Source organism: Pseudomonas sp. LG1D9, assembly GCF_002949995.1.
Taxonomy (GTDB): Bacteria; Pseudomonadota; Gammaproteobacteria; order Pseudomonadales; family Pseudomonadaceae; genus Aquipseudomonas; species Aquipseudomonas proteolytica.
Window position 1 is genome coordinate 4,337,766 of the sequence record NZ_CP026881.1, and the last position, 22,538, is coordinate 4,360,303.

The 22,538-nt window shown below is 61.1% G+C and carries 19 protein-coding genes; 12 read left to right on the forward strand and 7 right to left on the reverse strand.

What is annotated here, in order from left to right:
* The first annotated feature begins 133 nt into the window (after nucleotides 1–133).
* The 6 genes from hrpA (at nucleotide 134) to C5F71_RS20305 (ending at nucleotide 9,385) form a co-directional block, all read left to right on the forward strand.
* The gene (gene hrpA, locus C5F71_RS20280; RefSeq protein WP_070995113.1) at nucleotides 134–4,045 is read left to right on the forward strand and encodes an ATP-dependent RNA helicase HrpA; all 3,912 of its coding nucleotides are present in this window, start codon (nucleotides 134–136) and stop codon (nucleotides 4,043–4,045) included.
* Nucleotides 4,046–4,270: 225 nt separating this feature from the next.
* Entirely contained in the window at nucleotides 4,271–5,392 is a 1,122-nt protein-coding gene (locus C5F71_RS20285; RefSeq protein WP_029292357.1) for a beta-ketoacyl-ACP synthase III, read from the forward strand.
* 195 nt (nucleotides 5,393–5,587) lie between these two features.
* Nucleotides 5,588–6,202, forward strand: a complete 615-nt coding sequence (locus tag C5F71_RS20290) for an RNA polymerase sigma factor (RefSeq protein WP_029292358.1) — start codon at nucleotides 5,588–5,590, stop codon at nucleotides 6,200–6,202.
* Complete coding sequence (locus C5F71_RS20295) at nucleotides 6,196–6,429, forward strand: anti-sigma factor (RefSeq protein ID WP_029292359.1); 234 nt, start codon at nucleotides 6,196–6,198, stop codon at nucleotides 6,427–6,429. Before C5F71_RS20290 ends, C5F71_RS20295 begins: the two co-directional genes overlap by 7 nt.
* A 331-nt stretch (nucleotides 6,430–6,760) precedes the next feature.
* Nucleotides 6,761–8,095, forward strand: a complete 1,335-nt coding sequence (locus C5F71_RS20300) for an OprO/OprP family phosphate-selective porin (RefSeq protein ID WP_029292360.1) — start codon at nucleotides 6,761–6,763, stop codon at nucleotides 8,093–8,095.
* A gap of 165 nt (nucleotides 8,096–8,260) precedes the next feature.
* Entirely contained in the window at nucleotides 8,261–9,385 is a 1,125-nt protein-coding gene (locus C5F71_RS20305) for a GNAT family N-acetyltransferase (protein WP_104911813.1), read from the forward strand.
* A gap of 128 nt (nucleotides 9,386–9,513) precedes the next feature.
* Here the strand turns inward: C5F71_RS20305 and aqpZ are convergent, their stop codons facing one another.
* From aqpZ to C5F71_RS20330, 5 genes are all read right to left on the reverse strand, one after another.
* Nucleotides 9,514–10,215, reverse strand: coding sequence for an aquaporin Z (gene aqpZ, locus C5F71_RS20310; RefSeq protein ID WP_092234393.1), 702 nt, complete (start codon nucleotides 10,213–10,215; stop codon nucleotides 9,514–9,516).
* Nucleotides 10,216–10,382: 167 nt separating this feature from the next.
* Nucleotides 10,383–12,215, reverse strand: a complete 1,833-nt coding sequence (locus C5F71_RS20315; RefSeq protein WP_104911814.1) for an ABC transporter ATP-binding protein — start codon at nucleotides 12,213–12,215, stop codon at nucleotides 10,383–10,385.
* An 83-nt stretch (nucleotides 12,216–12,298) separates the two neighbouring features.
* Complete coding sequence (locus tag C5F71_RS20320) at nucleotides 12,299–12,862, reverse strand: peptidylprolyl isomerase (protein WP_104911815.1); 564 nt, start codon at nucleotides 12,860–12,862, stop codon at nucleotides 12,299–12,301.
* A gap of 3 nt (nucleotides 12,863–12,865) precedes the next feature.
* Complete coding sequence (locus tag C5F71_RS20325) at nucleotides 12,866–13,669, reverse strand: alpha/beta fold hydrolase (RefSeq protein WP_104911816.1); 804 nt, start codon at nucleotides 13,667–13,669, stop codon at nucleotides 12,866–12,868.
* 14 nt (nucleotides 13,670–13,683) lie between these two features.
* Entirely contained in the window at nucleotides 13,684–14,607 is a 924-nt protein-coding gene (locus tag C5F71_RS20330; RefSeq protein ID WP_092234405.1) for a LysR family transcriptional regulator, read from the reverse strand.
* Between the two features lie 49 nt (nucleotides 14,608–14,656).
* Between C5F71_RS20330 and C5F71_RS20335 the strand changes: the two genes are divergently transcribed.
* From C5F71_RS20335 to C5F71_RS20345, 3 genes are all read left to right on the forward strand, one after another.
* Nucleotides 14,657–14,971, forward strand: coding sequence for a 3-phosphoglycerate kinase (locus C5F71_RS20335; protein ID WP_070995119.1), 315 nt, complete (start codon nucleotides 14,657–14,659; stop codon nucleotides 14,969–14,971).
* A gap of 151 nt (nucleotides 14,972–15,122) precedes the next feature.
* Complete coding sequence (locus tag C5F71_RS20340; RefSeq protein ID WP_092234408.1) at nucleotides 15,123–15,722, forward strand: FMN-dependent NADH-azoreductase; 600 nt, start codon at nucleotides 15,123–15,125, stop codon at nucleotides 15,720–15,722.
* 203 nt (nucleotides 15,723–15,925) lie between these two features.
* Nucleotides 15,926–16,798, forward strand: coding sequence for a carboxylate/amino acid/amine transporter (locus C5F71_RS20345; RefSeq protein WP_092237330.1), 873 nt, complete (start codon nucleotides 15,926–15,928; stop codon nucleotides 16,796–16,798).
* 153 nt (nucleotides 16,799–16,951) lie between these two features.
* Here the strand turns inward: C5F71_RS20345 and C5F71_RS20350 are convergent, their stop codons facing one another.
* Nucleotides 16,952–18,250 (reverse strand): mechanosensitive ion channel family protein, encoded by a 1,299-nt coding sequence (locus C5F71_RS20350; protein ID WP_104911817.1) that lies wholly within the window; start codon nucleotides 18,248–18,250, stop codon nucleotides 16,952–16,954.
* 193 nt (nucleotides 18,251–18,443) lie between these two features.
* Here C5F71_RS20350 and C5F71_RS20355 point away from each other — a divergent pair, with 193 nt between their 5' ends.
* Nucleotides 18,444–19,790, forward strand: coding sequence for a DEAD/DEAH box helicase (locus tag C5F71_RS20355; protein ID WP_029292371.1), 1,347 nt, complete (start codon nucleotides 18,444–18,446; stop codon nucleotides 19,788–19,790).
* Nucleotides 19,791–19,838: 48 nt separating this feature from the next.
* Here C5F71_RS20355 and C5F71_RS20360 read toward each other — a convergent pair whose 3' ends face one another.
* Nucleotides 19,839–20,114, reverse strand: coding sequence for a hypothetical protein (locus tag C5F71_RS20360; RefSeq protein WP_029292372.1), 276 nt, complete (start codon nucleotides 20,112–20,114; stop codon nucleotides 19,839–19,841).
* Between the two features lie 155 nt (nucleotides 20,115–20,269).
* Here C5F71_RS20360 and C5F71_RS20365 point away from each other — a divergent pair, with 155 nt between their 5' ends.
* Nucleotides 20,270–20,659, forward strand: a complete 390-nt coding sequence (locus C5F71_RS20365; protein ID WP_029292373.1) for a hypothetical protein — start codon at nucleotides 20,270–20,272, stop codon at nucleotides 20,657–20,659.
* Nucleotides 20,660–20,757: 98 nt separating this feature from the next.
* On the forward strand, nucleotides 20,758–22,533 hold the full coding sequence (locus tag C5F71_RS20370) for a copper resistance system multicopper oxidase (protein WP_104911818.1): 1,776 nt from the start codon (nucleotides 20,758–20,760) through the stop codon (nucleotides 22,531–22,533).
* The last annotated feature ends 5 nt before the right edge of the window (nucleotides 22,534–22,538 follow it).

Below are 22,538 nucleotides of genomic sequence, written 5' to 3' on the forward strand. Positions count from 1 at the left end.
CAGTGCCGCCGTCATCGCAGCCTCGCTGGGGCTCGACAGCTCCCAAACGTGATTTACGCGGCCTTTAACGTTGCGGGCGCTTTTCTGCCACAATTGCCGGCCGTGCATAAATAGACGACCTGCAAAGTACCTGATGACTGATCAAGCGCCCGCTATCGACCAACTCCTGAAGAACCTCGATCACGCCATGCTCGCCGACCGCCACCGCTTGCGCCGGCAGTTGCTTGAGCTGCGCAAGAAGCCCGATGAGGAGAAGCTGGCGCAGTGGGTGGCGCGCATGCAGGCGTCCTGTGCCCAGGTCACGGCGCGCGCGGCCAGCGTGCCGCAGGTTCGTTACGACGACAGCCTGCCCATCGCCGCCAAGCGCGATGAAATCAAGGCGGCGCTGCAAAAGCACCAGGTGTTGATCATCGCGGGGGAGACCGGCTCGGGTAAAACCACGCAGTTGCCGAAAATCTGCCTGGAAATCGGTCGCGGCCAGTACGGCTTGATCGGCCATACCCAGCCTCGGCGTATTGCGGCACGCAGTGTGGCAAGTCGGGTTGCCGAAGAACTGGCGACGCCTTTGGGCGCGCTGGTCGGCTATCAGGTGCGGTTCGAGGACCAGAGCGACTCCAACACCCTGATCAAGCTGATGACCGACGGCATCCTGCTGGCCGAGACCCAGAACGACCGCTACCTCGAGCGCTACGACACGATCATCGTCGACGAAGCCCACGAGCGCAGCCTGAACATCGACTTCCTGCTCGGCTATCTGAAGACCCTGCTGCCACGTCGCCCGGACCTCAAAGTCATCATCACGTCGGCCACCATCGACCTGGAGCGCTTCTCCAAGCACTTCGACGATGCGCCGATTGTCGAGGTCTCGGGGCGTACGTTCCCGGTGGAAACCTGGTACCGCCCGCTGACCCTGGAACAGGACGAAGAGGGCAACCGCGTCGAAGACGACTTGACCGTGGACCAGGCGATCCTCGCCACCCTCGATGAAATTGCCGCCTTTGAACGCAGCGAGCGCAAGAGCCCGGGCGATGTGCTGGTGTTCCTGCCCGGTGAGCGCGAGATCCGCGATGCCGCCGACATGCTGCGCAAGGCCCAGCTCAAGCACACGGAAATCCTGCCGTTGTACGCGCGCCTGTCGCCGGCCGAACAGCAGCGCATTTTCCAGTCCCATCCGGGGCGGCGCGTGGTGCTGGCGACCAACGTCGCGGAAACCTCGCTGACCGTGCCGGGCATCCGCTACGTGATCGACAGCGGTACCGCCCGCATCAGCCGCTACAGCTACCGCGCCAAGGTCCAGCGCCTGCCAATCGAGGCGGTTTCCCAGGCCAGCGCCAACCAGCGTAAGGGGCGTTGCGGCCGGGTTGAACCGGGCATTTGCGTGCGCCTGTACAGCGAAGAAGATTTTATCGGGCGCCCGGAATTTACCGATCCGGAAATCCTGCGCACCAACCTGGCGGCAGTGATCCTGCAGATGCTGCACCTGCGCCTGGGCGAAATCACCGACTTCCCGTTTATCGAACCACCGGATGGCAAGGCCATCAGCGATGGCTTCAACCTGCTGCAGGAACTCTCGGCGGTGGACCGCAACAGCCAACTGACGCCTCTGGGCCGGCAACTGGCGCGCCTGCCGGTGGACCCGCGCATGGGCCGCATGTTGCTGGAAGCGGCCAAGCTCGGCAGTTTGCAGGAAGTGCTGATCGTCGCCAGTGCCATGTCGATCCAGGACCCGCGCGAGCGCCCGCCGGAGCGCCAGCAAGCGGCCGACCAGGCCCACGCGCAATGGAAGGATCCCGATTCGGACTTCGCCGGTCTGGTCAACCTGTGGCGCGGCTTTGAAGAGCAGCGCCAGGAATTGACCGCCAGCCCGTTGCGCAACTGGTGTCGCAAGAATTTCCTCAACTACCTGCGCCTGCGCGAGTGGCGTGATTCCCACCGCCAGTTGAGCCTGATCTGCCGTGACATGCAGTTGACGGTCAACAAGGAGCCGGCGGATTTCCCGAAACTGCACAAGGCGGTGTTGTCCGGCCTGCTGAGCCAGATCGGCCAGAAGACCGAAGAGGGCGACTATCTGGGTGCCCGTCAGCGGCGCTTCTGGATTCACCCGTCGTCGGGGATCGGCAAGAAGCGCCCGCAATGGTTGATGACCGCCGAGCTGGTGGAAACCACCAAGCTGTATGCGCGCATGGTGGCCAAGATCGATGCCGATTGGATCGAGCCCCTGGCCGGGCACTTGATCAAGAAAAACCACTTCGAGCCCCATTGGGAGAAGAAGCGCGGCCAGGTCGTGGCCTTCGAGCAGATCACCCTGTTCGGCCTGATTGTGGTGGGGCGCCGGCCGGTGCATTACGGGCCTGTGGACCCGGTGGTGTCGCGCGAGCTGTTTATCCGTGAAGGCCTGGTACGTGGCGAGATCCAGTCCCGGGCCAAGTGCCTGGCCGCCAACCAGCAGTTGCTGGAGCAATTGGACGAACTGGAAGCCAAGGCCCGGCGCCGCGATATCCTGGCCGACGAAGAAACCCTGTACGCCTTCTACGATGCGCGCCTGCCGGCGGAGATCCACCAGACGGCGACCTTCGACAGTTGGTACAAGATCACCAGCCAGAAAGACCCGCAACTGCTGATCATGCGCGAAGAAGACGTGCTGGCGCGCGAGGCCAGTGAAGTCACCGCTGCCCATTATCCGGACACGCTGCACTTGGGTGACCTGGCCCTGGCCTTGAGTTATCACTTTGAACCCAATCACCCGCGCGACGGCGTGACCGTGCGGGTGCCCGCGCCATTGTTGCCGGCCTTGCCTGCCGAGCGCCTGGAGTGGCTGGTGCCCGGGCTGATCGAGGCCAAGTGCATTGCCCTGGTGCGCAACCTGCCCAAGGCCCTGCGCAAGAACTTCGTGCCGGTGCCGGATTTCGTCAAGGCTGCGCTGCAACGTATCGAATTTGCCCAGGGCTCGCTGCCCCAGGCGCTGGGGCGCGAGCTGCTGCGCATGACCGGTGCGCGGGTCAGCGATGAAGCCTGGAGCGAAGCCGCGCAGCAGGTGGAAAACCATCTGAAAATGAACCTGGAAGTGGTGGACGCCCAGGGCAAGTTCCTCGGCGAGGGCCGCGACCTGGCCGCGCTGACAGCACGTTTTGTCGAAGCCAGCCAGGCCGCCCTGGCGGTGCCGCAGACTGCCAAAAGCCAGTTGCCGGTGGAGGCCAAGGTCTTTGCCGCCGTGGCCGAGACCACCCAGCAAAAGATCGCCGGGCTGTCGATGACGGTGTATCCGGCGTTGGTGGAGGAAAACGGGACGGTCAAGGAAGGGCGCTTCTCCACCGCTGCCGAAGCCGAGTTCCAGCATCGCCGTGCCTTGCAGCGTCTGTTGATGCAGCAACTGGCCGAGCCGGCAAAATTCCTGCGCGGCAAGTTGCCCGGTCTTACCGAGCTGGGGCTGATGTACCGCGAGCTGGGACGTATCGACGCCCTGGTGGAAGACATTCTGCTGGCCAGCCTCGACAGTTGCGTACTGGAAGGCGAGGCCAGCCTGCCGAGGGATGGCGCTGGTTTGGCGGCCCTGGCCGAGCGCAAACGCGGCAGTTGGACCGAACATGCCGAACGCCTGGCGCGCCTGACCCTGGAAGTATTGAAGCTGTGGCACGGCCTGCAAAAGCGCTTCAAGGGCAAGATCGACCTGGCCCAGGCCGTGGCACTCAACGATATCAAGCAACAACTGAGCAACTTGGTGTACCCAGGCTTTGTGCGCGAAACCCCGGCGCAGTGGTTCAAGGAACTGCCGCGTTATCTCAAGGCCATCGAACTGCGCCTGGAAAAACTGCCCAGCCAGGTGCAGAAGGATCGGGTCTGGAGCGGCGAGTTGAGCGGCCTGTGGAGCCAGTACCAGACGCGGCTGAACAAGCACACTCAGGAAGGCAAGCGCGATCCGCAGTTGGAGCTTTACCGCTGGTGGCTGGAGGAATACCGGGTGTCGCTGTTTGCCCAGCAGTTGGGCACCAAGGTACCGATTTCCGACAAGCGTTTGAGCAAACAGTGGAGCCAGGTCGAGCCTTGACCTGCAATCCCGGGGGCAGGTGCGCGTGTGACAGGCGCCAAACCCCCGGTTTATGGCAAACTTCGCCGTTATAAATGCCAGGATCGTCTAGATTGGCTGTATCAGCCTCGACGCGCCGGGACAAAGCGTTTCCCCGTTTGATGTCCGCGCGGCGGACTAGAGCGACTTACGGTTTGGTACGAAGGTACCAATCCCTTCTGCCTGAACAGATTTAGAGGAACGACCGTGCATAACGTCGTCATCAGCGGCACAGGCCTGTACACCCCGGCCAACAGCATCTCCAACGAAGAGCTGGTGCAGTCTTTCAATGCTTACGTTCAACAGTTCAATGCCGACAACGCCGTGGCTATCGAGCAGGGTGACGTTCAGGCGTTGACCGAATCCAGCGCCGCCTTTATCGAAAAGGCTTCGGGTATCAAGAGCCGGTTTGTCATGGACAAGGAAGGCATTCTGGACCCCACGCGCATGACCCCGCGCCTGCCCGAGCGCTCCAACGACGAGTGGTCGATCCTCTGCCAGATGGCCGTGGGCGCCGCCGAGCAAGCCCTGCAGCGCGCCGGCAAGACTGCGGCCGATATCGACGGGGTGATCGTTGCCTGCTCCAACCTGCAACGCGCCTATCCGGCCATCGCCATCGAAGTCCAGGAAGCCCTGGGTATCCAGGGGTTCGGTTTTGACATGAACGTGGCCTGTTCTTCGGCGACCTTCGGCATCCAGAACGCCTGCAACAGCATCCAACTGGGCCAGGCCCGGGCGATCCTGATGGTCAACCCGGAGATCTGCACCGGCCACCTGAACTTCCGTGACCGCGACAGCCACTTCATCTTTGGCGATGCGGCCACCGCGGTGATTCTGGAGCGTGCCGACCTGGCCACTTCCGAGCACCAGTTCGACGTTGTCAGCACCAAGTTGCTGACCAAGTTCTCCAATACCATCCGCAACAACTTCGGCTTTCTCAACCGCGCTGCGGAAGAGGGCATTGGTGCACCGGATAAACTTTTCGTACAGGAAGGCCGCAAAGTCTTCCGTGATGTCTGCCCGATGGTTGCAGAGTTGATCGGCCAGCACCTGGTTGAAAACCAGTTGAGCGTGACCGACGTGAAGCGCTTCTGGCTGCACCAGGCCAACCTGAGCATGAACCACCTGATCGTCAAGAAACTGCTGGGCCGTGAAGCCGAGATCGAAGAGGCACCGGTGATCCTCGATACCTACGCCAACACCAGTTCGGCGGGTTCGGTGATTGCGTTCCACACCTACCAGGACGACCTGCCCAAGGGCGCGCTGGCGGTACTCAGCTCGTTTGGCGCCGGGTATTCGATTGGCAGCGTGATCCTGCGCAAGCGCTGAGTGGCCAAGAGGCCTATCGGTGGAGGCTTGTTGTGGCGAGGGGGCTTGTCCCCCGCTGGGCTGCGCAGCAGCCCCAAAACCACCCCCTCGGTCTGCCTGACACTACTCAGTGGGTTTTATGGGGGCTGCTGCGCAGCCCAGCGGGGGACAAGCCCCCTCGCCACAACGGCTCCCCTCAACACAGTGAGATTCTGAATGGCAGCAGCCGACGACGCGCACTTGCTTGAGCGCCTGCTCAAGGGCGAGCAGCAGGCCTATAAGGAGTTAGTCACCCAGTACCAGAGCGCCATGCGTGCGGTGGCCTACGCCATCGTTGGCCAGCGCCACGCTGACGAAGTGGTCCAGGACGCCTGGCTTTCGGTGGTACGCAGCCTCGCCAAGTTCGAAGGGCGCTCCAGCCTCAAGACCTGGCTGCTGACCATCACCGCCAACTCGGCCAAGGGGCGTTACAAACAGAACCGCCGGGAAGTGTTGCTCGACGACTTGCCGTCGCCCCACGGGACCATTGGTGATGAGCGCTTTGCCGCCGGCGACGAGCATTGGCTGATCGCGCCCTTTGCCTGGCATCAGGACACCCCCGAGGCGCTGCTCACCGAAAACGAGCTGCGTGAATGCCTGGAGCACACGCTGCTCAGTCTGTCCGAGCTGCAAAGCAGCGTGCTGCTGCTGCGCGAACGCCAGGGCCTGGAGTTGGAAGAAATTTGTAATCTTCTGGAAATCTCGCTCTCCAATGTGCGTGTACTGCTGCATCGGGCGCGGCTTAAAGTCTTCGCCACGGTGGAGCATTTCGAGGAAACCGGCGAATGTTGACCTGCAAAGAACAAGTGGCACGCTCCAGTGATTATCTCGATGGGCAACTGACCTTTCGCGAGCGCCTGCTGATGCGCCATCACCTGATGTTCTGTGCCAACTGCCGGCGCTTCATTCGCCAGATGCGGCTGATGCAAGCCACCTTGCGCATCCTGCCCGAACCCGAGGTGCCGGATGCACAAGGGTTGGCCGAACGCCTGGCCTCGGAGCTCAAGCGCAACTCCTGACCGCCTTCCGCTGGACCCAACGCCCGCGACGTCGCCATCGCGGGCTTTTTTGTGTCGGCGAAAAGCCCTGCGCTGAAAAACATTGCAGGTTCGTAAGTTTTTTTCACCTTTTTTTCACCTGGCATTTCTCGTACTTTTTTTGCTCAAGCCCGCGCCGGCTCTAGCTTTGCGCTTATTCCCAGTGGTTGTAAGAAAGTTCCCCTGTAATAAAATATTTATCTTGCAGCAACTTGCCTGAAATATCCCCTCGCCAAGATCCCCTCCCAACACCAGCGGGGCAGAACCCGTGTGTTTTCCAACGCAAAAGACCACCAATTAGGGGAATTCTTCGATGATCCGTAAGCACTTCGCCGGTTTCGCGGCCAGCGCCCTGGCCCTGGCCGTTACCGCCCAGGCTTTCGCTGGTACTGTCACTACTGACGGCGCCGATATCGTTGTCAAAACCAAGGGCGGCCTTGAGGTTGCTACTACCGACCAGAACTTCAGCTTCAAGCTGGGTGGTCGCCTGCAAGCCGATTACGGCTCATTTGACGGCTTCTACACCAAGAACGGTGACTCGGGCGACGCCGCTTACTTCCGTCGCGCCTTCCTGGAGCTGGGTGGCACCGTCTACAAGGATTTCAAATACCAGCTCAACTACGACTTCTCCCACAACTCGGGTAACTCCGACGACGGCTACTTCGACGAAGCGTCCATGTCCTATGTGGGCTTCAAGCCAGTAACCATCCGCGTCGGTCGTTTTGACCCGGATTTCGGCCTGGAAAAAGCCACCAGCTCCAAGTGGATCACCGCCATGGAGCGTAACTCCGCCTACGAGGTTGCGGACTGGGTCAACACCCACGAAAACGGCATGGGCATCCAGGTCAGCGGCACTGCGGCGGACATGTTCTACGGCTCCGCCAGCCTGGCCTCCAAGGACATCAACGACGAAGACGGCAAGGGCGTGAAGCAATTCAACGGCCGTATCGTGTTGGCACCGATGAACAAAGGCGGCGACGTCCTGCACTTCGGCTTGAACGTGGCGGCACGTGATCTGAACGATGCAGCCTTCGACTCGCGGATTCGTCCTCGTCTCGGCGCTCGTGGCGTAGCGACCACCGGTGGCAACGATGCCGGCTCCAACGGCAACCGCGCTACTTTCGGCGGTGGTCTGGGCCTGAACGCCAGCAACCTGACCGCAGTGGGCGCCTATGACACCGACACCGTGTTCGGTGGTGAGTTTGCCTTCGCAACCGGCCCATTCTCGGTGCAGGCTGAAGCCCTGAGCCGCAAGATGAAAGCTGACAGCAATGCCTACCAGGACGTGAAAACCAGCGGTTTCTACGGCCAACTGGCCTACACCCTGACCGGCGAGTCCCGTGCCTACAAGCTCGACGGCGGCAAGTTCGACGCGATCAAGCCCGAGAACAAGCAATTCGGCGCCTGGGAAGTGTTCTACCGCTACGACAGCATCAAGGTTGACGACAAGAACATCGTCGTCAGCAGCGCTACCCGCGAAACCGGCGACGCCAAGGCCAACGTGAACACCCTGGGTGTGAACTGGTACGCCAACGAAGCGGTCAAGCTGTCGCTGAACTACAGCAAGGTCAGCACCGACAAGATCACCAACGCCAATGGCGATGACAGCGGTGATTCCATCGTCGGTCGTGTGCAGTACGTGTTCTAAGCAACTGTAATACCGCTCCAACGCGCTCTTTCTTCATCCGTTAAAGCGCGATCCTCTTTTTCACCCCGCCATTTGGCGGGGTTTTTTTTTGCTGCCCGCGCAGGCAGTGGGTTCTGTCAGAATGGCCTGAATATCGTGAGTGAGCGTTTACCGTCGGGGAATGGCATGCCGTTGAAACGTTTGAATAGCCTGTCCGAAATATCGCCTGATGAGTGGAACGTGTTGGTCCCCGAGGATCAGCCGTTTCTGCGCCATGCGTTCCTCAGTGCGCTGGAGGACAGTGCCAGCCTTGGTCGGCATTCTGGCTGGCAGCCCGAGCACTTGCTGCACTACGAGGGTGAGCGGCTGGTCGCGGCGCTGCCCAGCTACCGCAAATGGCACTCCTATGGCGAATACGTGTTTGACCATGGTTGGGCGGACGCCTGCGCGCGCGCCGGCATCGATTACTACCCCAAGTTGCTGACAGCCGTGCCCTTCAGCCCGGTCAGCGGGCCGCGCCTGCTGGCGGCCAATGGTGCGGATGGCCTGGAGCTGCTGCAGAGCTTGCCTGGCTACCTGGAGATCGAAGGGCTTTCCAGCGCCCATATCAACTTCACCGATGCCATGGCCGATGCGGCACTGGGCCAGCAACCCGGTTGGCTTGCGCGTCTGGGTTGCCAGTTCCACTGGCAGAACCGTGGTTATCGCGATTTCCAGGACTTCCTCGACGCCCTGAGTTCGCGCAAGCGCAAGCAGATGCGCAAGGAGCGCGAGCAAGTGGCGGGGCAGGGGATTGAGTTCCAATGGTTGCAAGGCCATGAGTTGAGCGAGGCCCAGTGGGATTTTGTCTACGCCTGTTACGCCAACACCTATGCCGTGCGCCGCCAGTCGCCGTACCTGACGCGGGCGTTTTTCAGCCTGTTGGCCGAGCGCATGCCGCAGGCCATCCGGGTGGTGCTGGCCAAGCAAGGGGCGCGGCCGGTGGCCATGGCGTTCAGCCTGGTGGGTGGCGATAGCCTGTACGGTCGCTATTGGGGCTGCCTGGGTGAGTTCGACCGGCTACATTTCGAAACCTGTTTCTATCAAGGCATGGATTACGCGATCGCCAATGGACTGCAACGTTTCGATGCCGGTGCCCAGGGCGAGCACAAGTTGATCCGGGGGTTTGAGCCGGTGATTACCCGCTCCTGGCATTACTTGCGCCATCCGGGCCTGAAAACCGCCGTGGCAGACTTCCTGGAGCGCGAGCGGGTAGGGATTCTGGCGTATGCCGAAGAGGCGCGGTCGGCGTTGCCGTATCGGCAGGCATAACGCTCAGGGAACTCGACCGGTTCCCCTGTAGGAGCTTGCTCGCGAAGAACTCAAGTACAGCGCGTTCATTCTGGATAAACGCGGCGCCCTCAGGTTTTTCGCGAGCAAGCTCACTCCTACAGGGTGGATCAGGCGTTTTCTTCCTTGCCCAGCCAACGGTAGGTGATGCCACCGATTACCGCGCCAAGGATCGGCGCCAGCCAGAACAGCCACAACTGCTGGATCGCCCAGCCGCCGACAATCAGCGCGGGGCCGGTGCTGCGGGCCGGGTTGACCGAGGTGTTGGTGACCGGGATGGAGATCAGGTGGATCAGCGTCAGCCCCAGGCCGATGGCGATGGGTGCCAGGCCCGCCGGTGCACGACGGTCAGTGGCGCCGAGGATGATCAGCAGGAACATCGCCGTCATCACCAGTTCGGTGACAAACCCCGCCGCCATCGAGTACCCGCCCGGCGAATGTTCGCCGTAACCATTGGAGGCCAGCCCAGAAGCCAGTTCAAAGCCCGGCTTGCCGCTGGCAATGAAATACAACAGGGCCGCCGCGACGACGCCACCTATGACCTGCGCGACGATATACGCTGGCAACTCCTTGACCGGAAACCGGCCGCCGACCACCAGGCCCACGGTGACTGCCGGGTTGAGGTGACAGCCGCTGATATGGCCAATGGCGAACGCCATGGTCAGCACCGTCAGTCCAAATGCCAGGGATACCCCCAGTAGACCAATTCCGACATCGGGGAACGCTGCGGCCAGAACCGCACTCCCGCAACCACCCAACACCAGCCAAAACGTACCTAACCCTTCTGTAACGGAACGTTTGAACAGAGACATGAACGCGTCCTTCTAAATCAACTGGTCGGTGAGGCTTCCCTGCAGTCTGATGTCAGGGCCCTCCCTGGGCCCTGATTGCAGTACAGCAGGATTGTGATACACGGCCAGCGAGTTAGAAAAAACTGTCAGAATTGTTCGGAATTGATAGCGCCGTTAGTAGTCCAGAATCAGTCGATACCGACGAATCCGCCGGTCTGGTGTTGCCACAATCGCGAGTACAGGCCGCCCTGTGCCAGTAGTTGGGCGTGGCTGCCGCTCTCGGCGATCTGGCCTTTTTCCAGGACGACCAACCTGTCCATTCGAGCAATCGTGGACAGACGGTGAGCGATGGCAATCACCGTCTTGCCTTGCATCAGGGTTTCCAGGCTTTCCTGGATGGCCGCTTCCACTTCCGAGTCCAGGGCCGACGTGGCTTCGTCCATGATCAGGATCGGCGCGTCCTTGAGCAGGACCCGGGCGATGGCGATGCGTTGGCGTTGCCCGCCGGAGAGTTTCACCCCGCGCTCACCCACATGGGCGTCCAGGCCGACACGGCCCTCGGCGTCTGAGAGCAGCGGGATAAATTCATCGGCACGCGCCTTGCGGATGGCCTCCCAAAGTTCCTGGTCGGTGGCGTCGGGCTTGCCATACAGCAGGTTGTCGCGGATCGAACGGTGCAGCAGCGAGGTGTCCTGGGTAATCATGCCGATGCGTTCGCGCAGGCTTTCCTGGGCCACTTCGGCGATGTTCTGGTCGTCGATCAGGGTGCGCCCGCCCTGCAGATCGTAGAGGCGCAGCAGCAGGTTGACCAGGGTCGACTTGCCGGCACCGGAAGGGCCGATCAGACCGATCTTTTCCCCTGGCTTGATCACCAGGTTCAGGCCCCCGATGATGCCGCTGCTCTTGCCGTAGTGGAAATCCACTTGCTCGAAGCGCACTTCGCCGTGGGGCACGCGCAGGCGCGGGGCGTTCTCGCGGTCGATCACCGCCAGTGGCTGGGCGATGGTCTTCAGGCCGTCCTGGACCATGCCGATGTTCTCGAAAATGCCGTTGACCACCCACATGATCCAACCCGACATATTGACGATGCGGATCACCAGGCCGGTGGCCAGGGCAATGGCGCCCACCGAGATCAGCGACTGGGTCCACAGCCACAGGGCCAGGCCGGTGGTGGTGACGATCAGCAGGCCGTTCATGGTGGTGATCACCACGTCCATGCTGGTCACCACGCGGCTGGCCAGCTGGGTTTTTTCGGTCTGCTCGATGATTGCTTCCTTGGCGTACTCCTGCTCGGACTGCGTGTGGGCGAACAGTTTCAAGGTGGTGATGTTGGTGTAGCCATCGACGATGCGCCCCATCAATTTGGAGCGCGCCTCGGAGGAGATCACCGAGCGTTCCTTGACCCGTGGCACGAAGTAGCGCAGCGCCAGGCTGTAGGCGATGATCCAGGTGACCAGCGGGATCATCAGGCGCCAGTCGGCCTCGGCAAACAGCACCAGGGAACTGATGGCGTAGATCGCCACGTGCCAGATGGCATCGACAGCGGCGACGGCTGAGTCGCGCAGCGAGTTGCCGGTCTGCATGATGCGCTGGGCAATGCGCCCGGCAAAATCGTTCTGGAAAAAGTTCAGGCTCTGCTTGAGCACATAGCTGTGGTTCTGCCAGCGGATCAGGCTGGTCATGCCGGGGCTGATGGTCTGGTGTACCAGCAGGTCGTGCAGGGCGCCGAAGATCGGGCGTAGCAGCAGGGCGACCACGGCCATCCAGATCAACTCGGTGGCGTGGACCTGGAAGAAATTGGCCGGCGGTGTGCCCTGGGCCAGGTCGATGATGCGGCTCAGGTAGCTGAACAGCGCTACTTCGATCAGCGCGCCAATCAGGCCGACCACCAATAGCGCGGCAAAGCACGGCCACACCTGGCGCAGGTAATAGAGGTAGAAGGGCAGGACTTTATCGGGAGGTGCCGCGCTGGGAGCGTCGCGGAAGATATCGATCAGTTGTTCAAAGCGACGATAGAGCATTAGGTCTGACGCCCGCCGGGCGGGCTCTCCTTTTCAAATACACGCGCCGCCTTGTGGGCGGCGCGCGAAACGCCCTGTGGACCTTAGTCGATACGCTTGGCCGACTTGATCAGGACAGGATCGATAGGCACGTTTTGCATGCCTTGCTTGGTGGTGGTCTGCGAGTTGACGATGATATCGACTACGTCCATACCCTTGACCACTTTGGCAAATACCGCGTAGCCAGCATCACGGCCCGGGTCGAGGAAGGCGTTGTCGGCTACGTTGATGAAGAATTGGCTGGTGGCCGAATTCGGGTTACTGGTACGCGCCATGGACAAGGTGCCACGCACGTTATGCAGGCCGTTGCTGGCTTCGTTCTTGATCGGCGCTTCAGTTGGCTTTTGCGACATTTGCTGGGTGAACCCGCCGCCTTGCACCATAAAACCCGGGATCACCCGATGAAAAATGGTGTTGGTGTAGAAGCCTTTGTCGACATAGGACAGGAAGTTCTCGGTACTGATGGGCGCCTTGACCGGATCCAACTCGATTTCGATCTCGCCATTGGTGGTGGTGATCAATACGTGTGGTGCCTTGGCCGGCGTGGCCGCCATCAGGTTGGCAGCAAACAGAACAGAACCGGCAAAAACGGCGATTTTTTTCAGCATGGGTCAGTGATCCTGGGAAGTGCTTTCGACTGTCTTCAGAAAATCGAGCAGGGTTGTATTGAAGGTTTCGGGTTGGTCCAGCGGTGTGGCGTGGCGCGAATCCTCGATCACCACCAACCGCGCATCGGGCAGCAGTTTTACATAGATTTGTTTCTGCGCCACCGGGGTGTAGTCATGGTCGGCGCTGATGACCAGGGTTGGACAGGTGATTTTCGAAAGTCGTTCCTGCACGCCCCAGCCCACAATCGCGTCGAAGCTCTCGAGGTAAGCACGTTTGTCGTTTCTTGCCCAGCGCTCGACCATCTTGCGCCGCAGGTCGGCCTGTTCGGGTTTGGGAAACAGCCTGTCACCGAGGGCCTTGCCGATGGTCTTCAAGCTCAGCACACGTGCCAGGGTCCAGCGCTTGGCCCATTGCCAATAGTCATCGGCGCTGCGCACCTTGACCTCGGGGGCGCTGTTGACGATACACAGGCTCTTGAGCAGCTGCGGTTGGTCGACCGCCAGTTGAAAGGCGATCATCGCGCCCATCGACAGGCCCACCACATGGGCGGCGGGCAGTTGCAGGTGTTCGATCAAGGCCACCAGGTCGGCGGTAAAACCAGCGATGCTGTAGCGCTCCCGAGGCTTGTCGGAGCGGCCGTGACCGCGCACGTCCAGCACCACCAGGCGGTAATGCCGGGACAATACCGGTATTTGCAGTTCCCAATCCTGGCAACTGGAGCCCAGGCCGTGGATCAGGATCAGCGGCTCGCCGTGGCCATATTCCTCGTAATGCAGGGTGCAACCTTCATGTTCGAAATAGGCCATGGGTGAACTCCGTTTCAGGCTTGCCGGGGGGCGGCAAAGGGGGCGTCCAGCGGTGCGGTGTCGAAGGTGCGTAGCAGTTCGACGAGAATCTGCGTCGCCGGGCCCAGGGGCTTGTCCTTGTTGGAGTACAGGTAGAACGTCGGGTGGCGGCTGCCGCCTTGCTCCAGGGGCAGTTGCTTGAGCACGCCTTCTTTAAGCTCGCGCTCGATCAGGTGCCGGGGCAGCCAGGCAAACCCCAGGCCGCTGCCGACGAAGGTGGCGGCGGTGGCCAGGCTGCCCACGGTCCAGCGCTGTTCGGCGCCGAGCCAGCCGACGTCCCGTGGTTGCTGGCGGCCGGAGTCGCGGATCACCACTTGCATCTGGCTTTCCAGGTCCTGGAAGCTCAACTCGCGGTTAAGCCGGTGCAGGGGGTGTTCGGGGTGGGCCACGGCGACAAATTCCACATCGCTCATTTCCGTGCCCAGGTAGCCTGGGATGCTGAAGCTGCTGATCGCCAGGTCGGCGACGCCTTCAATCAGCAGTTCCTCGACACCCGACAGCACTTCTTCACGCAGGCGCACGCGGCAGCCACGGCTTTGCGGCATGAAGGCGGTGAGGGCGCGCACCAGGCGGGCGTTGGGGTAGGCGGCATCGACCACCAGGCGTACTTCGGCTTCCCAACCTTGCTCCATATGATGGGCCAGGTCTTCGAGCTGGCTGGCGTTTTTCACCAGTTGCCGGGAGCGGCGCAGCAGCACTTCGCCGGCCTCGGTGAGCACGGCCTTGCGCCCGTCGATGCGCAGCAGGGGCACGCCCAACTGGTCTTGCATGCGGGCGACGGTGTAGCTCACCGAGGATTGCGAGCGGTGCAGTACTTCGGCCGCCTGGGCGAAGCCACCATGGTCGACCACGGCTTGCAACGTGCGCCATTGATCAAGGGTCACGCGGGGCGCTTTCAAGATGAGCTCCTCTTGTCCTAAGCTGGCGGTCCTTATTGGAGACTGCCGAATGAGAAAATTCTGTTGTGTAGTGCTGGCACTGTTGCCGCTGAGCGCGTTTGCCTATCCGATCGACGTGTCAAAATCGATCAAGGGGGTGAGCATCGATTACATGGCGTCCGATGTGGACAGTGAGATCAGCTCCATCCAACTCAGTAACTTCGGCAGCAACGACGCTGCGTGCAGGGTCGCATTTACCAATGGTCCGGAGCCTGCGCGGGTACGCAATGTCACGGTTCCTGCCGGCAAAAGCACCAACACCACGGTCAAGTTCAGCCGCGCGATTATCAAGATGCGCATCAAACTGACCTGCGAGCCTAAATAACGCACAAGCGGGGCGCGGCCAGCGCTATGCTCCGCTTATAAACAACTTTATAGATGGGTTATAGCAGTTTTTTACGCTTTTTTATCGAACGGGCTCTGTTTAACCTTCACTCCATCGACTTACAGCAATTACCGATGGAGCCTACAAAGCCATGTCCAATGTTCTGATCATCGAAAGCAGCGCCCGCCAGCAGGATTCCATCTCCCGCCAGTTGACCCAACAGTTCATCAGCCAATGGCAGGCGGCCCACCCGGCCGATCAGATCACCGTGCGTGACCTGGCCATCAACCCGGTGCCGCACCTGGACGCCAACCTGTTGGGCGGCTGGATGAAGCCGGTCGAGCAGCGCAACGCAGATGAGCAGGCTTCCCTGGACCGTTCCAACCAACTGACCGACGAACTGCTGGCCGCCGATGTGCTGGTAATGGCCGCGCCGATGTACAACTTTGCCATCCCCAGCACCCTCAAAGCCTGGCTTGACCATGTGTTGCGCGCTGGTGTGACGTTCAAGTACACCGCCACCGGGCCACAGGGCCTGTTGACCGGCAAGCGCGCCGTCGTGTTGACCGCCCGTGGCGGCATCCATACCGGCGCGAGCAGCGATCACCAGGAACCGTACCTGCGCCAGGTCATGGGCTTTATCGGTATCCATGACGTCACCTTCATTCATGCCGAAGGGGTGAACCTGGGTGGCGACTTCCAGGAAAAGGGCGTCAACCACGCCAAGGCCTTGCTGGCACAGGTTGCCTGAAGCGTTAATCGCCAGATAATCGCGTGGTGTTTTTATAACCCCACGCAACCCTTCAAGTTCGCGTATCGAACCTCCCTTTGCACTTGTTGCTCCTGAGTGCTCCTGCCCGACTGCCGCTTTAGCGAGGTCGGGTTTTTTTTGCCCCGAGTTTCGCCCCGCCGTGAAAAACGCTAATGTCGCGCCCATTCAAATACGAGGCGCACATGGGCTATTTACTGATTGTCACGCTGATCCAGGCGTTTTCCTTCAGCTTGATCGGCGAATACCTGGCCGGTCATGTCGACAGCTATTTCGCCGTGCTGGTACGCGTGCTGCTGGCCGGGCTGGTGTTTATCCCGCTGACCCGCTGGCGTTCGGTGGAGCCTGCGTTCATGCGCGGCATGCTGCTGATCGGCGCGTTGCAGTTTGGTGTGACATATGTGTGCTTGTACTTGAGCTTTCGCGTGCTGACGGTGCCCGAGGTGTTGTTGTTCACCATCCTCACGCCGTTGCATGTGACGTTGATCGAAGACGCACTGAACCGGCGCTTCAACCCGTGGGCGTTGATTGCTGCGCTGGTGGCGGTGGCGGGCGCGGCGGTGATCCGCTTTGACCAGATCAGCCCGGACTTCTTCATGGGCTTCCTGTTGCTGCAACTGGCCAACTTCACCTACGCCGCCGGGCAGGTGCTGTACCGGCGCCTGGTGGCGCGCCATCCAAGCGACTTGCCGCACTACCGGCGCTTTGGCTATTTCTACCTGGGAGCATTGGCCGTGGTGTTGCCGGCGTTCCTGTTGTTCGGCAAAGCCAACTTCCTGCCCGAAGCGCCATTGCAGTGGGGGGTATTGGTGTTTCTGGGGCTGGTCAGTACCGCGTTGGGCTTGTACTGGTGGAACAAGGGCGCCTGCCTGGTCAACGGCGGCACCCTGGCCGTGATGAACAACCTGCATGTGCCGGTGGGGTTGCTGTTGAACCTGCTGATCTGGAATCAGCATGAGCCGTTGGGGCGGTTGTTCCTGGGCGGGGCGGTGATCGTGGCGGCGGTGTGGATCAGCCGGTTGGGTGTGCGCCCGGCTGTTGGACCTGCAACCCAGTAAAAGCTGGCTGATATGGGGCTGTGGTGGCGAGGGGGCTTGTCCCCCGCTGGGCTGCGCAGCAGCCCCAATAAAGCCAACGAGTTCTCTCAGGTAACCCGAGTTGGTTGGTTTTGGGGGACAAGCCCCCTCTCCACAATAGGTCTGCGCAGTGGATTAAAGCGCAGCTTTTTCTGGGGCTGGCAAATGGCTGGCACCTAGCACCGCCGGCAACACCCCGGCCCGCAGGTCATTGCCACTTGGCTGCTGGTACAGGCTCAAGCCAAACTCCGGCAGCACTGCCAACAGGTAGTCAAAAATATCTCCCTGGATCCGCTCGTAATCCGCCCACGCGGTGGTGCGGGTAAAGCAGTAGATTTCCAGGGGCACGCCCTGGGAGGTGGTCTGCATCTGGCGCACCATGCAGGTCATGTTCGGCTGGATATCGGGATGGCTCTTGAGGTACGCCAGGGCGTAGGCACGGAACGTCCCCAGGTTGGTCATCCGCCGGCGGTTGGCCGAGAGTTGCGCGCTGTGGCCCTGGGCTTCGTTCCAGGCTTTGAGTTCCGCCTGCTTGCGGCTGATGTAGTCGGTCAGCAGGTGGACCTGGGTCATGCGCGCTTCTTCATCGTCACGCAGGAAGCGCACGCCGGCCGCGTCGATAAACAGGCTGCGTTTGATCCGCCGCCCGCCCGAGGCCTGCATGCCGCGCCAGTTCTTGAACGATTCGGACATCAGGCGCCAGGTGGGGATCGAGACGATGGTCTTGTCGAAGTTCTGCACCTTGACCGTATGCAAGGTGATATCCACCACATCGCCATCGGCGCCGACCTGGGGCATTTCGATCCAGTCGCCGACCCGCAGCATGTCGTTGCTGGTCAATTGCACGCTGGCGACAAACGACAGCAGCGTGTCCTTGTACACCAACAGGATCACCGCCGACATCGCACCCAGGCCGGACAACAGCAACAGCGGCGAGCGGTCGATCAGCGTGGCGACGATGATGATTGCGCCAAATACGAACAACACCATTTTTGCCAATTGCACATAGCCCTTGATCGAGCGCGTACGGGCGTGTTCGGTGCGGGCGTAGATATCCAGCAGGGCGTTGAGCAGGGCGCTCATGGCCAGGACCTGGAACAGAATGGTGAACGCCAGCGCCACGTTGCCGATGAACAACGCGGCGTTTTTGCTCAGTTCCGGCACCAGGTGCAGGCCGAACTGGATCACCAGGGACGGCGTCATCTGTGCCAGGCGATGGAAGACTTTGTTGTGCCGCAGGTCATTGAGCCAGTGCAGCGCCGGCTGGCGCCCGAGCAGTTTGACGGTGTGCAGGATGAGGTAGCGAGCCACCCGTCCGACAATCAGGGCCACGACCAGCAGCACCAGCAAGGCGATGCTTGAATGCAGCAGCGGATGTTGGTCCAGGGCACCCCAGAGGTCTTGGACGTTGAGCCAGAGCTGTTTGATATCCATGGTTTAAAGCGATTCTTCTGTAAGACATGACGGGGCGATTAGAGCATTTAAGTGCTGCAAAGTTGTGCAGGCAGACAAATCACCTGACAAAAAACCATCTGATTGGCCCACTTCGCGTAAAGAAACTCGGCCTGAGCGCCCGAAACCGTTACCCTATGCAGCTGATTTTTTGTATTTCTTCGAGGTAGCACCCGTGTTTTCCCAATTCGCCCTGCACGAACGCCTGCTCAAAGCCGTGGCCGAGCTTAAATTTGTCGAGCCTACGCCTGTGCAAGCAGCGGCCATCCCGCTCGCGCTCCAAGGGCGTGACCTGCGGGTGACGGCTCAAACCGGGAGTGGCAAGACCGCCGCTTTCGTCCTGCCGATCCTCAATCGTCTGATCGGCCCGGCCAAGATCCGCGTCAGCATCAAGACCCTGATCCTGTTGCCTACCCGTGAACTGGCCCAGCAGACCTTGAAGGAAGTGGAGCGCTTTTCGCAGTTCACCTTCATCAAATCCGGCCTGATCACCGGCGGTGAAGACTTCAAGGTGCAGGCCGCCATGCTGCGCAAGGTCCCGGATATCCTGATCGGCACCCCTGGGCGGATGATCGAGCAACTGAACGCCGGCAACCTGGACCTCAAGGAAGTCGAAGTACTGGTGCTCGACGAAGCCGACCGCATGCTCGACATGGGGTTTGCCGACGACGTGCAGCGCCTGGTCGAAGAATGCGTCAACCGCCAGCAGACCATGCTGTTCTCCGCCACCACTGGCGGTTCGACCCTGCGCGAGATGGTCGCCAAGGTCCTGAACAACCCTGAGCACCTGCAGGTCAACAACGTCAGCGACCTGAACTCGACCACCCGTCAGCAGATCATCACCGCTGACCACAATGTGCACAAAGAGCAGATCCTCAACTGGCTGTTGGCCAACGAGACGTATCAGAAGGCCATTGTGTTCACCAACACCCGGGCCATGGCCGACCGCATCTACGGGCGCCTGGTGGCTCAGGAGTACAAGGCGTTTGTCTTGCACGGTGAGAAGGACCAGAAGGACCGCAAGCTGGCCATCGACCGCCTCAAGCAGGGCGGCGTGAAGATCCTGGTAGCCACCGACGTCGCCGCGCGCGGCCTGGACGTCGAAGGCCTGGATATGGTGATCAACTTCGATATGCCGCGCAGCGGCGACGAGTACGTGCACCGTATCGGCCGTACCGGGCGTGCCGGCAACGATGGCCTGGCCATTTCGCTGATCTGCCATGGCGACTGGAACCTGATGTCGAGCATCGAGCGCTACCTCAAGCAGTCGTTTGAGCGGCGCACCATCAAGGAAGTCAAAGGCACCTACACCGGGCCGAAGAAGGTCAAGGCCTCGGGCAAGGCCGTGGGCGTGAAGAAGAAAAAGGTCGACGCCAAGGGCGACAAGAAGAAAGCCGGCGCCAAGTCGCCGACCAAGCGCAAGATCGCCAACCGGCCGAAGACCGACAACCTGTCGTTGGTCAGCAAGGACGGAATGGCACCGCTCAAGCGCCGCAAGCCAGAAGCACCGGCTGCCGAATAATACGGCGGCGCACAAAAAAACCGGACAATGTCCGGTTTTTTTATGCCTTCAGTTTTTTGCCTTGGCCGCCGCTTCCTTCAATTCCTTGAGCCGCGCCTCGATCAACTGGCACTTGTCGGGGAACTTCGCGCTTTCGGTATCCAGGTCCATTTGCTGCAGTTCATCGTTGATTTCCTTGGCCTTGGTCGGGTTCTGCTGGGTGAGGGTGCTGACTTCCTTGGCCAGTTGCTCACGTTTTTCCGTGGCCTCTTCCGGGGTACAGGCCCAGGCGGGCAGGGCGCTCAACAGGGTGGCGGCGACGGCCAGTTGCATCAGGGTTTTCATGGGTGGACCTCCTTGGCGGTGATACTCGGTTGAGGGCTACGGCCCGCGAAAAGTTCAGTGCAATCACGCTCGTCCATCCGGCTGAACGGCGCCCGCACACGCCGGTCACAACCTTTGAAGGCCGCCAGTCGGTGTGCCTGCAGGAGGGATTCAGGATGAGTACTTACAATTGGGATCTGATCGAGCGTCTGTTACATGAAGTGCAAAATGGCGAGGGCAGCTTTGCCCCGCGCAAGTATGCCGAGCAGGAAGCCGCCGAGAAGGCCACGGCCGGCGACTTCAACGGCGACCTCGATGCGCTGAAAAAGACCGCAGCCGACTATGAGGCGCTGTTGTTCAAGCGCGGCTTTATCGAGTCCCGTCCAGAGGATCAGGGCGGCAATGGCGAGAACTTCATTTTGACGCCGCTGGGGGCCCGCCTGCTGGCGCTGATCGACAGTTCCATCCCGGGCAACGATCACCCGCGCCAGGTTTTGGACGAGCAGGCCGATGCGCTGGATCCGGCGACGTTCGAGGTCGTGGCCTCCAAGGCGCAAATCGCCTGAGCCGGCTGAAACTGTCAAATCGGTAATGTGGCGCTAAGCCAACTGACAGGCGCCGATTCCTATTCTTGGGTCATTCAATTGACGGGAATGGAATCGGCATGCACTCCAACACTTCTCGACGAACCTTCGTCAAAGGCTTGGCTGCGGCCGGCCTGCTGGGCGGCGCAGGCCTGTGGCGGCCACCGGTCTGGGCCCTGGCCAGTCCCGGACAACCGGGCGTGCTGGCAGGCAGCGATTTTGAACTGTCCATTGGCCAGACCCCGGTCAACCTCACCGGCAACGTGTGCACTGCCTTGACCATCAACGGCAGTTTGCCGGGGCCGCTGCTGCGCTGGCGCGAAGGCGATACCGTGACCTTGCGCGTGCGCAACCGCCTGGCAGAGCCGACGTCGATCCACTGGCACGGGATTATCCTGCCGGCCAATATGGACGGCGTGCCGGGCCTGAGTTTCAAGGGGATCGAGCCGGGTGGGGTGTATGTCTATCAGTTCAAGGTCAACCAGCACGGCACCTACTGGTACCACAGCCACTCCGGGCTCCAGGAGCAACAGGGGGTCTATGGCCCGCTGGTGATCGATCCGCGGGAGCCGGAACCCTTCACTTACCAGCGCGACTATGTGGTGATGCTGACGGACTGGACCGACGAAGATCCCGTCAGTTTGATGAAGACCCTGAAGAAACAGTCCGACTACTACAACTTCAATAAACCCACTGTGGGCGACTTCATCAAGGATGTGGCCGACAAGGGCTGGTCGGCCACTGCTGCTGACCGTCTGATGTGGGCGCAAATGAAGATGAATCCCACGGACTTGGCGGACGTCAGCGGCGCGACCTACACCTTCTTGATGAACGGCCAACCACCTGCGCAAAACTGGACCGGGCTGTTCCGTGCCGGAGAGAAGATCCGCCTGCGCTTGATCAACGGCTCGGCCATGACCTACTTCGATCTGCGTATTCCGGGCCTGAAGATGACGGTTGTGGCAGCCGACGGCCAGCCGGTGAAACCGGTCAGCGTGGACGAGTTGCGCATCGCCGTGGCCGAGACCTACGACGTGCTCGTCGAACCGAGCGAGGCGGCCTACACCCTGTTCGCCCAATCCATGGACCGCACCGGCTACGCACGCGGCACCCTCAGCCGTGAGCCGGGCTTGCTGGCGCCGGTCCCTGCGCTGGACGCTCGCCCCTGGTTGACCATGGACGACATGGGCATGGGCGGTATGGACCACGGTGCAATGGATCACGGGGCCATGGCAGATATGCCGACCATGGATCACAGTCAGATGGCTGGTATGGACGGTGGGGCGATGGAGGGCATGGACCACAGCGCCATGGCGGGGATGGCGATGCCAATGCAAAGCCATCCGGCCAGCGAAACCAACAACCCGTTGGTAGACATGCAGGCGATGAGCACCTCACCCAAGCTCGACGACCCTGGCATCGGCTTGCGCAACAACGGGCGCAAGGTCCTGACCTATGCCGATTTGCGCAGCACCTTTGAAGACCCCGACGGCCGCGAGCCCAGTCGTACCATCGAGTTGCACCTGACCGGGCATATGGAGAAGTTCGCCTGGTCCTTCGACGGGGTGAAGTTCTCCGATGCCGAGCCGATCAGGTTGACCTATGGCGAGCGGGTGCGGGTGGTGCTGGTCAACGACACCATGATGACGCACCCGATTCACCTGCATGGCATGTGGAGTGACCTGGAGGACGAAAACGGCCAGTTCATGGTGCGCAAACACACCATCGACATGCCGCCAGGATCGCGTCGCAGTTACCGGGTGACCGCCGATGCCCTGGGGCGCTGGGCCTATCACTGCCATCTGCTGTACCACATGGAAATGGGCATGTTCCGTGAAGTCCGGGTGCAAGAATGAGGAAC